Source organism: [Clostridium] saccharolyticum WM1 (genome assembly GCF_000144625.1).
Classification (GTDB): Bacteria; Bacillota; Clostridia; order Lachnospirales; family Lachnospiraceae; genus Lacrimispora; species Lacrimispora saccharolytica.
Genome location: NC_014376.1, coordinates 3579830 through 3595933, shown reverse-complemented (window position 1 = coordinate 3595933; position 16104 = coordinate 3579830). Strand labels below are relative to the sequence as shown.

Sequence of the window (16104 nt, the reverse complement as noted above, 5' to 3'; positions counted from 1 at the left end):
ACTTTTTAGGAAAACAAAGTGCTGCCGCACCGGTCTGATTTCACCGGTACGGCAGCATTTTTATGGCAACTGAGTATAAATTTCTCTATCATTTAAAATATCCATTGTAATTTTTCCCGCCGTAGTACCGTTCGCCTGTGCTTCCCCCTGAATATTGGTTGCAAACACATAGGTTTCCCCCCCGCTCTCCACAAACCCGATGAACCAGCCATTCACATTTTCCCCATCCACAGTTCCTGTTCCTGTTTTTCCGTACAGGGAAGCACCCTTGGAGGAAGAGAGGAATATGGATTCTTTTACTGCTTTTATAGTTTCCTGACGGAAGGGAAGCTTGTCCTGGCAGAAACGGGCCAAAAGCTTCACCTGCTCCACCGGTGAAATCTTTAAAGAAGACTCCAGCCAGTAACGCCCCAGGCCGCCGGATAAGTCCCTGTTGCCATAACTTATGGAGTCCAGACATTGTTTTAAACGGGGAAGCCCGGTTTTTTCGTCCAGGGCAGTAAAATACCAGTTCACCGAATGCTCCATGGCAGAGTCAAGAGTCTGGTCGTGATTCCAGGAATTAAAAGGATAGCTGGTCCCATCCCAGGAACGCAGGGAGGCTTCCGGTGTTATGGATCCATGTTCCAGAGCGGCTAAAGCACTGTAGATCTTATAAGTGGAATCCGGAGAAACTCTTCTTGTTCCGGCTTCCCGGTTGTAAATGCAGTATTGGTCTGAATTCAGCTCATACAGAACAAAGCTGCCTTTGTATCCGCAGAAATAGGAGGTTAAATCCAGCTCTGTCACATTGTCTGAAGCAAAAACATATTGGGAACCGGTGTAGGCATCTGCAGACAGCACCGGTGTACAACCAAGCACCACGACGGTGATCACGGTGAAGAGAATTCTGCTTTTCACCTGATACCACCTGGATTCCCTGCGGTAGCAGGCAATGTTTAAGATGCGTTTTTTAATTTCTTTCTTTGAACCGCCGATTCTGGCAGCGGAATAGGAAAAAAGGGATATTTTTTCTGCAAAATTGATCAGCGTGCTTCCATAATCGAAGTAGCTGTCCGGTTCCAGCATGGATAAGACCGATGAATCGCAGGCGATCTCCCGGTCGCTTCGCATTTCCCTGAAGGCAAACCAGACAAGGGGATGGAACCAGTAAATGATCTGTGCCAGGGCCATAAGCCTGTTTACCAGAAGATCCTTGTGTTTGCAGTGTATAAGCTCATGGAGAAGGATATAACGGATCTCCTTTTGGGAAAGCTCGGAAAGCATATGAATGGGAACGATGATGCAGGGCTTCCATAATCCGGCGGCAATGGGAGAGGAGATATAAGCACTGCTGTAGACCGGAATTTCTTTTTTTATACCCGATTCTTCCCTGCATTTTTTAAATAAGTCCCGTACCTCCTTGTTCTGAAGAGGAAGAGAGGACTTTTTCAGCTGCCTGATTTTCTGACAGGAGTAAATGTTAAATCCGGCCATGAATCCCATGCCGGCCATCCAGATTCCGGTTAAGACAGAGGGAAGGGCCGGAGGCGCAGCACGGCTTACGGAAACAGAAAAGTCCTGAAGGATATATTCGGTGGACGCCGCGGTTTGATAGGCAGCCCCTATGGTTCCGGTATTCCCGGAGGAAAAGGAGCCGCCTAAAAACTGCAGCAGCTTAACTGCACATCCGGGAAACATTACAGAACAGGGAACAAACGGGACAGCCAGCACAAACAGAAATAAAAACCACAGATGGTACCGGATTCTCGGTGTCAACTGATGTTTGAATGCTTTTCTGGCCAGCAGGATAGCCGCCAGAAGGACGGTCAGGACGATGCTGTTAAGACAAAGGCGTATCATATAAGAATGAGGTATCATCAGAGTTCCTCCTCCTGGCCGCCCAGAAGAAGCCTTCTTAACTCTGCCAAGTCCTCCTTTGATATATGGTCACTGTTTATATAGCTGGTCACCATACCGGAGATCTTTCCATTGTAAAAACGGTCTAAAAAGTGATCATTTTCTTTCTTTAAATATTCTTTTTTTTCCACAAGAGGAGTATAGACGAAAACACGGCCTTCCTTCCGGTAGGTGACGGCCCCCTTTTGGACCAGTCTTTTTAAGAGTGTGTGAATGGTCTTTGGGTTCCAGCTGGTAGTCTTCGTCAGTTTGTCCGTCACTTCGTTGGTACTGATGGGGGCATCATTCCATAACACCTTCATTACCTCATATTCTGCTTCGGATATTTGCGGAAGATGGTTCATATGCGGTCTCCTGTTCTTACATTTGTAATAAAAATATTATAAGAGCAGGAAGCCGGTATGTCAATGGGGGAGGATTTGTCGGGGAGGCTGTTTACTCCGAAGTTGATAGAATGAAAATATAAACCGATTTTAAACATGCAACCGTCAGATATTGCATTTACTTAACATCTGTTTTTCCGTAAAATAAATCCATAAACAAATATGGGAGGTTAAAGGGATGAAATTAAAGAAATTAAGCTGCATTCTGATGGCAGGACTGATGACAGCAGGAACACTGGCCGGATGTTCAGGGGGCAAGACAAATGCAACAACAGCGGCAGCAGGAGGACAGACCACTGCCCAGGCAGGAACGGAGCAGACCCAGTCAGCAGGTGGGGCGAAGACGGTTATTAAGGTCTGGTCCAAAGACCGGCATGACGCCACCTATGTTCAAAAAAAGGTTGATGAATACAATACCAATAATACCGATAACATTCAGGTGGATTACCAGCTTTATACGGATAATTATGTACAGGCCATTGATATGGCGGTACAAAGCGGGGAGCTTCCCGATATTTTGGTACAGCAGGAGCAAATGTTTGATAAATATGTAAACGAAGGGCAGTGGGCAGACCTATATGATTACATGGACTCTGATATGAAAGAATATTTTAAGTCCGTGATTTATCCCGGTTACAATGAATTGGATGGAAAGCTGTATTTCATACCAACCAGCGGAACCACCTGCCGTCTTTTCTATAACAAAGAGATCTTTGAACGGGTAGGAATCACGGAACCGCCAAAAACCCTGGAAGAGATGGTGGAGTATGCCAAAAGAATCAATTCCCAATTATCCAAAGAAGGAATTTATGGATTTGCAGAAAACATGAAAAGCGCCAGTTCCGGCCTGCAGCGTTCTATGTGCATCGGCTTGGAGAGAGAGACAGGACTGGTCCGGGGATACGATTTTGCAAAGGGAGAATATGACTTTACCCAGTGGGCAGATACTTTAAAGCTCTGGAAGGAACTGCTTTCTGATGAATGTGCCTTTCCTGGATGTGAATCCCTGGATATCGACCCATTAAGAACCCAGTTTGCTGCCGGCAAGATCGGTATGTATATGTCCTACAGCCATGCAGAGCCAGGGGTATACCAGAACCAGTTCCCAATGGAATCTTCCAAATGGGACTGTGTTCCCATTCCTACCGTTGGCGGAAAGACCACAGGAAAGCAGTATTTTACCGGTACCGGAAGCTATGTGTTAAATGCCAAGAGTCCTAACGTAGAAAAGGCATTTCAGGTTTATAAGGATATTTTTGCAAATGAGGATTATTTGATCGGATATTACGAAGGCGGATTTGGCGTTAGCATCCTTCCAAGCGTTATTGGAAAGGCAAAGCCAAGCGAAGATTTCCAGAATAAAAAGTGGCTGCTTATCAGCGACATGGATGCACTCCTTCCAAAGCCTCCTCACAGTGCTTTTGCATCGGGTATGGTGGTGGAAGGTGAGGATATGTATAAAACCTGCGAATCCATTTATTACGGAGATGCGGATATTGAATCTACCTTAAAGGATTTAACGGACCGTTACAATCAAGCGTATCAGGAAGCAGTGAAAAACGGAAGCGGTCATGAAGTAAAGATTGAAAACTATGACCCGATGAATCCAACGTTACAGTAATTTTTAAAAGAGGGGCGCAAGCGAGGCCCCTCTTTCTTTGAAAAGAAAGGAGTATGCAGATGAAAGACTGGAATAGCAGAAGTGTCCTGCCAGACAGTAAAACAGTGAAAAAAAACCTGCAGGCCTATTCGTTTATGCTGCCCAACTTAATTTTGTTCACCGTCTGTTCCCTCTATCCGGTGGTGTGGACCTTAAAATATGTGTTTTACCAGTACGGGGGTTATGGAACCGGTGTACCAAGATTTGTCGGCCTTGGGAATCTGGCCAGGGTGTTCCGGGATAAGGTTTATTGGGAAAGTGTGGTCCATACCTTTACCTATGGTTTCGGAAAGGTGTTTATTATCCTTCCTCTGGCCTTTTTCCTGGCGTTTCTCTTAAATCAGCAAAAACGGGGGAATGGTGCCGCACAGAGCATTATTTTTCTGCCTACTATTATGAGCTCCGCGGTCATGGGACTGGTGTTTTATCTGCTATTCAATGCCTATAATGGGGAGGTCAACCAGTATCTGACGGCAGCCGGTCTCATACAAAGGCCCATTAACTGGCTGGGAAAAGAGCATGCCATGAAAACCCTGATCCTGACGGCGGTCTGGGGCGGCGTGGGCAATTACATGGTGTATTTTATAGCAGGAATTCAGCAGGTATCCGGAGAGGCCTTAGAAAGCGCAAGGATTGACGGGGCCGGAAGACTTCAGACCATCTGGTACATCATCATTCCCATGCTCGGGCCAATCTTAAAAATTATTCTTATGCTGGCCATCACCTCAGCATTTCACGACATTACCAATGTAATGGTCTTAACCGAGGGAGGGCCAAACAATGCCACCATGGTCATGTCCCTGTACGGATACCGTTACTTCTTCCCCATATCGGCGGCTGAGGCAACGGTCCCCCAATACGGGTACGGTGCTGCGGTCAGCGTCGTATCCGCAGTGATTGCAGGTCTTGTAACGGTTGGATATCTGCAGATATCTAAAAAACTGGATGATATCTATTAAGGAGGCGGCAGCATGAAAAACTGGAATAAGAAACACATATCAAAGGCCGCCTGGTTTCCTATGGCTGGAAAATGGTTATTTCTTGTAATTATGATTGTATTTACCCTTTATCCGGTTATTTATACGGTGCTTGGGTCCTTAAAAACCAATGCAGAGCTGACCCAGGGAGGAGGTTTTTTCCCTAAGGAATGGCATTTTGAAAATTATTACCAGGCGTTTATTCAGGCAGACTTTACAAAATACACATTTAACAGCATCCTGGTCAGCGTTTCCGTTACCCTTCTGGCTGTGGTTACCTGTTCTCTGGCCGGTTTTATTCTGGCCAGAAGAGAGTTTGCTGGAAAAAAGGTACTCCTGGCCCTTTACTTATCCATGATGTTCGTATCCTTAGGTTCGGTTACCTTATATCCGATTTACGAATTACTGCGGGCATTTCAGTTAAATAAGTCCATATTAGCCCTGATTGTGGCCCTTACAGGTGGGCAGGCCACCAATGTTTTTCTGGTCATGGGATTTACCAAGGGGATCCCCAAAGAACTGGATGAAGCAGCCATAATTGACGGCTGCAGCTTATACGGAGTTTATTCCCGGGTCATTCTGCCCTTAAGCAAGCCAATTCTGGCAGTAGTCGCCCTGTTTTCTTTCCGGAATGCCTGGAATGATTATATCACCAGCCTGATCATGACCATTTCCATGCCAAGGCTTCAGACTCTTACCGTGGCGGTTGTCCAGCTGAAATATTCTGTCAACGCAGCAGCCGAGTGGCACATTATGCTGGCGGGAGCTTCCATCGCCATCATCCCCATCCTGATCGTCTATTTGTTTGCGAACCGGCAGTTCATTGCAGGCCTTACGGCAGGTGCGGTAAAGGGATAGAAAAAAGGGCGTATCCTGTGATATACTGGTAAAAAGCAGACGAGCAGGAAACCGGGAGGAAAGCATGAAGAAATTTTTTAACAATTTAAGGTTCCGCAGCAAGATCATCTGGCTGTTTGGGATCATGTTTTTCTTTACTACCGCCATCAGCGGATTATCCTATTACCGATACGCCTCCAATGATATTGAAGAAAATTTTAAAGTGGGGGCAGAGGATGTTCTGGCCCAGATCGTGGACACCTTAGGCTTACGGCTGGGGGTCATTAACCAGAGGGCCAAGGGAATGCTGACCAATTATACCTTTGTGGTAACCTTTTCCGATTACCTCAATAATCCCAATGACATCAATCTGGTGAAAGCCCTGGGAACCATTCCGGACTTTATGAGAGACTTTGAGACCGGGGAGGGGCTGATTCACTCCACCTACATTTATACGGATAAAGGAAGCTTTGATAATTATGTCCGCATGAGAAACTGGGAGTTTGATTTTAAGGAATCCGTTTTTTACAAAAGCTATCAAGAAAGCGGAGGCGGGGCCATCCGCTGGTTCCCGGTATGGAAAGATGAAATATTTCAGGACAATGACCAGGTTATCCCCTGCGTTTGGCAGTTCAGCGTTCAGGGCTATGTGGGAATGGAATATCTGGTGATCCAGTTAAAGAAAACAGAGCTGGAACGTCTTTTGGAGGGAAAATACGAGTTTTTCGATAAAATACTTATTTTGGATGAGACAGGAAATATTATGACAGGTTCCCCTGATATGGACCAGGCAGAACTGATGAAGCTGTCGGAGGCCAGGGAAGAGGGGAGCAATGTCATTACCAGCGATTATCAGTACGAAGGTGATTCCTATCTGGTCACCTATGAGCGGCTGAAGGAAAACGGCTGGCAGATCTATGGACTGAAATCAAGGCAGAGCTTATTGGGAAGCTTAAACATTTTAAGAAACACGATTTTTGAAATCATGGGAGTCATATTCTTAATAGGAGTAACGGTTATCCTGCTGTTGTCCCACCAGATGACGGATTCCTTAAGAAGGCTGGAAAAGCGTATGAGCTGTGTGGAAAAAGGAGACTTGGGAGTCCGCTTTTTCTATCCCTACAAGGATGAGGTAGGCAGCCTGGCAAAGTCCTTTAACTATATGATCGGAGAGATCCAGAGCCTGGTGAGGAAACAGGGGGAGACCATTGAGGAGTTAAAGCGGGAACGGGATTATGTGGCTGAAGTTCAGAAGCAGAAGCGCAAAGCCGAGTTAAATGCCCTGCAGGCTCAGATCAATCCTCATTTTCTCTATAATACCTTAAATGCCATCACCTGGCAGGCCGCTGATCAGGGGGCAGAAGAAATCAGCATCCTATCCAATTCTCTGGGAAAGTTTTTCAGGATTGGATTAAGCAAGGGCGCCGAGGTGATCTCCCTTGGGGAAGAGCTGGAGCATGTGACAAGCTATCTGGAAATCCAGAGCATCCGGTATCATTCCCGTTTCAGCTATGAAATCCATGTAAATGACCGATGTCTGGACTTTCGCATGATAAAATTGGTTTTGCAGCCCCTTGCTGAAAATTCTATTTATCACGGAATCAAAGAGAAACAGGGAGCAGGTATTATAAGAATATCTGTCAGTGAGGAAGGAGCCGGAAAAGAAACGGTTGCAGAGCTTGCAGTTTGGGACAATGGGGCAGGGATTCCGGAAGAAAAGCTTGCTTTTATCAATGAGACCTTAAAAAAGGGCGGAACGGACTGTGAAGCAGGCTATGGCATTTACAATGTCAATGAAAGGATCCGGCTGTTTTATGGAAAAGACTATGGACTGCATTATGAAAGCAGCTTCGGACATTGGACAAAAGCGGTCCTTAGGATTCCGGCAATGCCGGGGGAGGTGGAGTGATGTACCGTATATTGATCGCAGATGACGAGGACTATGTCAGAGACTTACTGGTGAGAAACATCCAGAATTCCGCACTGGAAGTGGATGTGGTTGCGGTGGCAGGGGACGGAGAGGAAGGGCTTAGGGAAGCCTTGCTCCATAAGCCGGATATTATCATTACGGACATTGCCATGCCCTTTATGAATGGCCTGGAATTGATCCGCAGGATTCAGGAAGCCGGGCTTTACAGTAAAAATGTGGTCATAAGCGGCTACGATGAATTTGATTATGCGAAGCAGGCCATTTCTCTTGGGGTCAAGGATTATCTGTTAAAGCCTTTTCTGCCCAGGGAAATGACTGATGTGTTAACAAAGGTAATACAGGAGCTGGACAGCCAGAAGGTGCTGCAGCAAAACATGAGCCTGTTAAAGGAACAGGCCAAGAGCCGGGCTGGTCTTGCCAGGGAAAAGGCACTGAAGGCTCTCCTTAAGGGAAAGGAGTGGGGAGAGGAACCGGACTTTATTCTGGAAGGCAGGTTTTATGCAGCAGGAGTGATCCGCATGGAAGGCGGAGCATGGGATTTTGGCAGGCAGGAGCATGTGGAGGAATTTCTCATGCTCATACGGGAAGGGTATCTTTCTGCCGGAATCAGCCTGTATGCGGTCAGCTTTGACGGGATCCAGCTGGCAGCCATCTGGTTCGGTGACGGGGAAAATGAAGAGCATTTTCTTAAAAGGATCGGGGCTAGCTTAGAAAAAATCAGCGGAAGCCTGGAGAAGTATTACCATATTCAGATGAACGGAGCTCTTGGCCATGCTTACCGGAGTCAGACAGGGCTGGCGGATTCTTACCGGGAAGCCATGGCTGTGTGGCGGGGAAACTTAGACGCAGCTAAGAGATTCCTGTTTTATGGAGAGGAAAACAGCCGGAAGGAGGAAACCAGCAGCAGCCAGATCCGGGAATGGAAAAACCAGATCCGGCTTTCTGTGCGTGCCGGACAGGAGGATGGGGCTCTTACGGGGCTTTCCGGCCTGATGAAGTGTTATGCCTCCCTGTCCAACCGGAAGAACGATTATGTGGGCGTATCTGTGGGGGAACTGGTTTATGCCATTCAGAATGATATGGAGCAGGATGGATATGACCGGGCAGATACGGAGCCACTATCCTATATGCAGGACCGGATTACTTACGGAAGCTTAATGGATATGAACCAGATGCTGGCTTCCTATATTGAAAAATGCTGCCGGGTGGTACGGGAAAACTCAGAGGAAACCAAGGCGGAGGCAGTAGTGAAGCGATTGAAGCAGATCATGGAAAATGATCTGCATAAGACGGAGCTGGACTTAGAGGCAGTGGCAGCAAAGGTGCATTTCAGTCCAAGCTATGTCAGGCAGATTTTCAAGCAGTATACGGGGGAATGCTTTGGAGAATATTTGATCCGAAAGCGAATGGAACGGGCCGGGAGGCTGCTCCAGAAAACAAGCATGAAAATCCAGGAGGTAGCAGACCAGTGCGGGTATGAAAACCAGAGGTATTTTGCCAGCAGCTTTAAGAAGTTTTATGGCTGTACTCCTACGGAATTTAAACTAGCGGTGGAAGAAGAGCATTTATATTAGGAGGGTTCAGAAAAATGATTCAATTTACGGAACAGGAAATCCGTCATTTAAGGGAAAAGTTCCAAAGACAGCGGTCAGCCGTTAACCGTATGAAGGAAGACGTGAAAGAAATCATGGCAGAGCCGGTTCTGGTTCCAAAAACAGGAATCGCCAACTGGTCTCTTTATTATTACTGCCCGGATTGTTCCGTAAGGCTTTCCTTTGACCGGAAAGATCCATATCATCATGGCTGCCCCTCCTGCGGGCGGATGTATTCCGGTGAACCGTATGACAGTACCTGGTGGGGGATCATAAACAGCAGGAATTATACGGCGGCATTTCAAATGGGACTGATCCATCTGATCACCGGGGAAACTGCTTATGGAAGAAAGGCAGTGGATATCATGATGGAATATTCCGGTTACTATAAGGATTATGAAGTCCACGGCAATATTCCTTACAACGGGCCTGGAAAGTCCGGCGCCCAGACTCTTGATGAGGCCAATTTCCTCAGAAGCTTTGCTATGACCTATGATCTGTTGTCTGATTTCATGACAAAGGAGGAGAAAGCGTTCATTGGAAAGGAAATGCTCATCCCCGGGGCGGAATTTCTCATGGAACACCGGCATAACCAGCTGCACAATCATGAAGTGATCATCAATTCTGCCATTGGGATCATTGGCCTGATCTTCGGGATTGACCGGTATGTCCGGTTTGCAGTATATGAACCTTATGGAATCCTGTATCAGCTGGAAAAGGGAATGCTTGCGGATCATATGTGGTTTGAGGGAGCGTTCGGATACCATTTTTACGCTCTTACCAGCTTCTTTGCCTATGAAAAGTTTGCCCTTCATACGCCTCACAGCCATATCAGACACCCCAATTACAAGGCCATGATGGAGCTTCTGGTATCCTATGTGGAACCGGGATTCCGTATTCCCATGCTTAATGATACCAATTACGGACATACCTCATCAAGCCTTTATTTATATGAATTTGCTTACCGGGAGCTGGGAGGGGAAACGCTTCTTTATGTACTGAACCGGCTTTATGAAGCAGAAAAGAGAGATCATTTAGAAGCGTTTATTTATGGGGCCGATGAACTGCCTCCATGTACCATGGAACCTGGGAATTATCATGTGGAAGAAGGGCAGTCAGGGAGTACGGTGTTAAGGGGGAAGGATGGCAGATATCTGCTGTTTAAGCATGACCGTTACGGCGGGGAGCATGACCACTACGACCGGCTGGATATCAGTTATCTGGCCTGTGGAAAAAGGATTTCCCCGGACCTTGGAACCACCGGATACGGTGCGGTTATGCATTATGATTATTATAAGAATACAGGCACCCACAATACGGTTACGATCGGAGAAGAGAATCAGGCTCCGGTGAATGCAAGGCTTACCCGCTATGAAGAAGCGGATGGAGCCGTATATGTGGAAGCGGAGGCGGACTGGACCGCACCTTATGAAATGCCTGACAGCTTTACCATTGTGCAGTGGAAGGAAGAACATTACCGCCCTGTGAAAATGGTAAGAAAGATTGTATGGGCGGAGAACTATTTTGCGGAAGTATTCCAGGTTAAGGGCGCAGATAAAAATCTCCCGGTGGACTGGGTCATGCATTTTTCAGGATCACGGATCAAACAGCCGGAAGGAGTCCGGATAGAAACCTTTTCAGACAGGAAGCCATACAGTTATTTCCATCACATGAAAAAGACTGTTCCTGCAAAAGACCAGTCCAGCATTGTCCACGAGTATCGGGATGGGGGCATCCATACCCGGATATTTTCCTGGGGCCAGGGGAAGGAGCTGTATGCCGGTATGGGTCCGGATAATCCTTCTGTATCTGATATCAACTACCAGATCGAACGGGCCTTTGGTCCGGAGGTTGTATTTGCTCATGTGGTCACCAGCAGCATTGGACCGTGTCCTGTCAGGAATGTAACCTTTGCTCCAGATGGGGAGCATGTGTCCATTCGGGTGGAAGGAGAAAGAGACGGAAGCCAATGGAGCCGGTTCCATAAGATGTAACTCATTAGAAAAGGGCTGCCTGCCAACAGGACAGCCCTTTTCAAGAGTTAAGCAGCCGATTGTTCTTCTTCTGCAGCCGCATTTATAAGCAATAAAATTATATGTAACCGGATTTTTAGTTTCTGCATATGTTAGGATATGGAAACATTTAAGATAACATGGAGGCAGAAAGGATGTCAGAAAATTTTCGTTTAGCAGATTTAAAAAGGGGTCAGAAAGCGGTAATTGCAAAACTGGCTGCCTATGATGATATGAGAAGGCGCTTGCAGGATATCGGTCTTATTGAAGGAACCACCGTGGAATGTCTGGGGAAAAGTCCTTTGGGGGATCCTACGGCATTTTTAATTCGTGGTGCGGTAATTGCACTCAGAAGTGAGGATTCAGGCCGTGTTTTGGTTCAGTCGGGTGCTGAGAAGAAGGAAAACCACCATTATGGCGGAGAAATGGTGGCTGCCACCGTTTCGTTGGAGGATCAGGTATGGGATTAAGCAGGGAGTCAATGGGAATAAAATCTGTGGACTGTGGACTGGAAATTAAAAAGCGGAAGGATGAGGATAAAGTCATTGCGCTGGCCGGCAACCCCAATGTGGGCAAGAGTACGGTGTTTAACCAGCTTACTGGAATGAATCAGCATACTGGGAATTGGCCGGGAAAAACCGTAGCCAACGCTCAGGGCTGGTGCAGTTGCGGGGGTCAGGGTTATGTTATGGTAGACATTCCCGGATGCTATTCCCTGATGGCTCATTCTACCGAAGAAGAGGTGGCCAGAGACTTTATCTGTTTTGAAGACCCGGATGCAGTGGTGGTGGTTTGTGATGCCACTTGTCTGGAGCGAAATCTAAATCTGGTTCTGCAGATTCTGGAAGCTGCTTCCAACGTGGTGGTCTGCGTGAATCTTATGGATGAGGCCAAAAAGAAAAAGATATCCTTACGTCTTGATTTGCTGGAACAGCGCCTTCAAGTTCCGGTTGTGGGAACTGCGGCCAGGAGCAATAAGGGTCTGGATCAGATTTATGCCGGCTTAAGGCGCTGTCTGGAGCAAAAGGAAGAGGAAGGGGAGAGACCTGTTCTCATCCAGTATCCCCAATATATTGAAGAGGCCATTGCCAGGCTTTTGCCTTCTGTGGAAAAGGCAGGAAAAGGAAAGGGAGAGGCACGATGGCTGTGTGCCAGATTGCTGGATGCCAACGAGAATCTGATGGAGGCCGTAAGGAAATACCGGACCATGGTGGCCGAATCCGGAGAAGTGGCTGCCTGCCTGGCTGAAATCCGGGAGGAATGGAAGGCCGCCGGGATTGATCAGGAGCAGGTACGGGATGATATGGCGGCTGTTTTCGTGAAAGGAGCGGAATGCTTATGCGAGGGAGTGGTGAAATATGAAAGCCAGACCTATGACCGGAAGGACCGGAAGCTGGATCTGCTTTTTACCAGTAAGGCCACCGGCTTTCCCATTATGTTCCTGATTTTGCTTGGGACCTTCTGGATCACCATTACAGGAGCTAATTATCCCTCAGAGATGCTGAGCACCGCGCTGTTTAAAGTGGAAGCATGGTTGGGAGGTCTGGCAGATGCCGCCGGCGTTCCTGTCCTCTTGTCTGACTTGCTGATACACGGGGTTTACCGGGTCCTGGCCTGGGTGGTATCGGTTATGCTTCCGCCGATGGCAATCTTTTTCCCATTGTTTACTCTTTTGGAGGATTTTGGATACCTTCCCAGAGTAGCGTTTAATTTGGACCGCTGCTTTAAACGGTGTTCTGCCTGCGGAAAGCAGGCGCTGACCATGTGACAGAAGAAATCTATGCTTTTAATTTTATCATAATTGGCTTGACACTTTTTTAAGGAAATGGTATAGTTACACCTATGAACTGTAACTAAAAATAGTACAGAATAAAACCAAAGGCCGGTAAACGATGGCATACGCTTAAAAGGAGGTACAGTATTTGGGATTTTCTATTGATGTGAGTATTCCTGTTTTGACCGTGTTTCTTCAAGGGGTAATCAGTTTCTTTTCTCCTTGTGTTCTTCCTCTCATCCCTCTTTATATTGGGTATCTGTCCGGAGGAACAGGAGTCCGCGGAGAAGACGGACGGATCTATTATAAACGCAGCAAAGTCATGCTTCATACACTATGCTTTGTACTGGGAGTCAGTTTTGCATTCTTCCTGCTGGGGCTGGGTTTTTCTGCTCTTGGCAGCTTTTTTAAATCAAACCAGCTTCTATTTGCCAGAATAGGGGGGATCCTGGTGGTCCTGTTCGGTTTATACCAGCTGGGGGTCTTTGGATCCTCTTCGGTGCTGGGTAAGGAACGGAGACTGCCTTTTTCTCTCGGCACACTGGCCATGTCTCCCCTGACTGCGCTCATTATGGGATTCACCTTCAGCTTTGCCTGGACGCCCTGTGTGGGACCGGCTCTTGCCAGTGTGCTTCTCATGGCCGCTTCGGCAGCCACGAAGACCATGGGATTTGTCCTGATCGGAGTGTATACGCTGGGATTTGTCCTTCCCTTTCTGGCTGTGGGATTTTTTACTACTTCCGTGCTTGAATTTTTTAAGGCCCATGGGAATATAGCAAAAAATGCAGTAAAAGCCGGCGGCATACTTATGGTATTTATGGGGATTTTAATGTTTACCGGAAAAATGAATGCAGTGACAGGATATCTTTCCTCTATTCCGTCTCCCGCGGTCACAGAATCAAAAGCGGTGCCTGAGACAGAGGCGGCCACGGAAGCCTTGGAAGAAGAGTCTGTACCGGTGCAGGAGAAGCAGGAAGAGTCCGATGCAGAGAATCAGCCCCTTCCTGCGGTTGATTTTACTTTAACAGACCAGTTCGGCAACTCTCATTCCCTATCAGATTATAAAGGAAAAACCATATTTTTAAACTTCTGGGCAACCTGGTGTCCCCCATGCAGGGCGGAAATGCCGGATATACAGAAAATATATGATACAGCCAATATAGATGGGGACGATGCCCTGATCATTCTGGGAGTAGCAGCTCCTGATTATGGAAGGGAAAAGGATGAGAAAGGAATCAAACAATTCCTGGAAGAAAACGGATATACCTATCCGGTGCTGATGGATCAGGATGCAGAGCTGTTTACCGCCTATGGAATCTATTCGTATCCAACCACGTTCATGATCGACCGGGATGGAAACGTATTTGGTTATGCAAGCGGCCAGCTTTCCGAAGATACCATGCGCAGTATTATTGAGCAGACCATGAAGGGCCAGCGGAAATGATCCGGCAGTATCTTCTGATGAAACAGACAATGAAAAGATAAAAGGCCTAAAAAGGGCATTCCAGAGATCGGAAGGATCTTGATGTGACCCCAACAAGTTAGACTTTATAGCGAAGTAGTTTTAAACTGCTTCGCTATTTTTTATGCAGCCAGGAGGCTGAGTCTGTATTCTACAGGACTCATCCATCCCAGTTTTTCTTTAATTCGTTTCTCATTGTAGTATTTTATGTATTTCTCAATAGCTGACTTAAGCTCTTCATAACTATAGTAAACTACACCATAATACATTTCTTGCTTTATAAGTCCAAAAAAGTTTTCCATAACCGAATTATCGTGACAATTTCCTTTTCTGGACATGCTTTGAAATATCTTGTTTTCCTTAAGCGTACGAACATACGCTTTCATTTGATAAGCCCAGCCTTGATCTGAGTGGAATGTACGTCTATATTTACAATCCTCTGTTTTTTCTATTGTTTTGTTTAAGGCATCCATTATACTTTCTGCAGATGGTTTCTGTGATATGCCATAACTGATTATTTCTCTATTACACATATCCATAAATGGATCCAGGTAAAGCTTCCTGATATTCATTCTTCCTTTTTCATCTATTTCATAATACTTAAATTCAGAGGTGTCGGTCGTAATCTTCTGGTGTGGAATATAAGTTTCAAATCGTCTGTGAATTCTATTCGGAGCAACCTTTCCTACTTTGCCTTTATAAGAACTGTATTTGCGGCTTTTCCGCGTGAACGATATCACCTGAAGACCAAGCTTTTGAATAATCCGTTGAACCCGTTTCTTGTTTACAATTAGTCCTTGTTTTCTTAACTCTCCATAAATGCGACGATAGCCAAAATCTTTGTTATTCTTTCGTATTTCAAGGATCTTTTGCTCGAATTCTTGATTTTGGTTTTTTCTATCAAAACGTTTCTGCCAATACATATATGTTGCTTTAGGAAAACCTGTGATTGCGAGAATGTCTTTTAGTTTGAATGATCCTCGGAGGCTGTGGATGATTCTCGCTTTTTGTTCTGAGGTGTTCCCTCTAAACGCAGCCTCCTCAGTTCTTTTAAATACGCATTCTCTATTTTTAGTTTTAGTAATTCATCCTCGAGTTGCTTGATATACTCATTATTATCTTTTAATGAATCTGGCACATCCCGGGCTATCTCTTTAGGTTTATCCATTTTTCTTCGCCGTCCTTTACGCTTTGGTCTCAAAGCATCAGGACCAGCAATTCTGAAATCATTAACCCACTTGGTAATTAACGGTGGATTATTCATTCCAACTGTAAGAGCGAGCTCCTGATAAGAAACCTCTGTTGATAGATATAACTCTACCACATGAAGCTTAAATTCGAAAGAGTACGTTTCATTTTGACGAGAACGTCTCAGTCCTTCGTCACCGAATTCTTTATATGCAGCAACCCATTTTCGTATCATTATCCGCGAAACATTATATTTCTTGGACAAAAAAGCATAACCACCTTCACCAGACTCATAAGCCAATACCATTCTTTTCTTTAAACCAAAACTGTGTTTTGCCATAAAAAACTGACCTCCCATAAATTAGATTTTTCGGTCTAACTTATGGGGGT

General features: G+C 46.1%; 12 protein-coding genes. 9 read left to right on the top strand and 3 right to left on the bottom strand.

Annotation, left to right across the window (positions count from 1 at the left end; translation table 11 throughout):
• Positions 1-60: 60 nt before the first annotated feature.
• Positions 61-1860, bottom strand: a complete 1800-nt coding sequence (locus CLOSA_RS16750) for a BlaR1 family beta-lactam sensor/signal transducer (protein ID WP_013273935.1) — start codon at positions 1858-1860, stop codon at positions 61-63.
• Positions 1860-2243 carry a BlaI/MecI/CopY family transcriptional regulator gene (locus CLOSA_RS16745; protein WP_013273934.1) on the bottom strand — a complete coding sequence of 128 codons (384 nt, stop codon included), beginning with the start codon at positions 2241-2243 and terminating at the stop codon, positions 1860-1862. The genes CLOSA_RS16750 and CLOSA_RS16745 overlap by 1 nt, the downstream gene beginning before the upstream one ends.
• 217 nt (positions 2244-2460) lie before the next feature.
• Between CLOSA_RS16745 and CLOSA_RS16740 the strand changes: the two genes are divergently transcribed.
• The 9 genes from CLOSA_RS16740 to CLOSA_RS16700 all read left to right on the top strand — a co-directional run bounded on the left by CLOSA_RS16740 (position 2461) and on the right by CLOSA_RS16700 (position 14508).
• Positions 2461-3903 (top strand): ABC transporter substrate-binding protein, encoded by a 1443-nt coding sequence (locus CLOSA_RS16740; RefSeq protein WP_013273933.1) that lies wholly within the window; start codon positions 2461-2463, stop codon positions 3901-3903.
• A 59-nt stretch (positions 3904-3962) separates the two neighbouring features.
• Positions 3963-4901: a carbohydrate ABC transporter permease gene (locus CLOSA_RS16735; RefSeq protein ID WP_013273932.1), complete on the top strand. Its 939-nt coding sequence runs from the start codon at positions 3963-3965 to the stop codon at positions 4899-4901.
• Positions 4902-4913: 12 nt separating this feature from the next.
• Positions 4914-5777 carry a carbohydrate ABC transporter permease gene (locus tag CLOSA_RS16730; RefSeq protein ID WP_013273931.1) on the top strand — a complete coding sequence of 288 codons (864 nt, stop codon included), beginning with the start codon at positions 4914-4916 and terminating at the stop codon, positions 5775-5777.
• 64 nt (positions 5778-5841) lie between these two features.
• Complete coding sequence (locus tag CLOSA_RS21875; protein ID WP_013273930.1) at positions 5842-7665, top strand: histidine kinase; 1824 nt, start codon at positions 5842-5844, stop codon at positions 7663-7665.
• Positions 7665-9260, top strand: coding sequence for a response regulator (locus CLOSA_RS16720; RefSeq protein WP_013273929.1), 1596 nt, complete (start codon positions 7665-7667; stop codon positions 9258-9260). The genes CLOSA_RS21875 and CLOSA_RS16720 overlap by 1 nt, the downstream gene beginning before the upstream one ends.
• Positions 9261-9274: 14 nt before the next feature.
• Positions 9275-11272, top strand: coding sequence for a heparinase II/III domain-containing protein (locus tag CLOSA_RS16715; RefSeq protein ID WP_013273928.1), 1998 nt, complete (start codon positions 9275-9277; stop codon positions 11270-11272).
• Between the two features lie 173 nt (positions 11273-11445).
• Positions 11446-11760 carry a FeoA family protein gene (locus CLOSA_RS16710; protein ID WP_013273927.1) on the top strand — a complete coding sequence of 105 codons (315 nt, stop codon included), beginning with the start codon at positions 11446-11448 and terminating at the stop codon, positions 11758-11760.
• On the top strand, positions 11751-13058 hold the full coding sequence (locus CLOSA_RS16705) for a ferrous iron transporter B (protein WP_013273926.1): 1308 nt from the start codon (positions 11751-11753) through the stop codon (positions 13056-13058). The genes CLOSA_RS16710 and CLOSA_RS16705 overlap by 10 nt, the downstream gene beginning before the upstream one ends.
• A 154-nt stretch (positions 13059-13212) precedes the next feature.
• Positions 13213-14508 carry a redoxin family protein gene (locus CLOSA_RS16700; RefSeq protein ID WP_013273925.1) on the top strand — a complete coding sequence of 432 codons (1296 nt, stop codon included), beginning with the start codon at positions 13213-13215 and terminating at the stop codon, positions 14506-14508.
• Between the two features lie 140 nt (positions 14509-14648).
• Here the strand turns inward: CLOSA_RS16700 and CLOSA_RS22280 are convergent.
• Positions 14649-16054 (bottom strand): IS3 family transposase gene (locus CLOSA_RS22280; RefSeq protein ID WP_242647750.1). Its coding sequence is split into 2 segments (ribosomal slippage): positions 14649-15580 and positions 15580-16054, totalling 1407 coding nucleotides; the frame shifts between segments, so codons are not numbered across the junction.
• Positions 16055-16104: the final 50 nt, after the last annotated feature.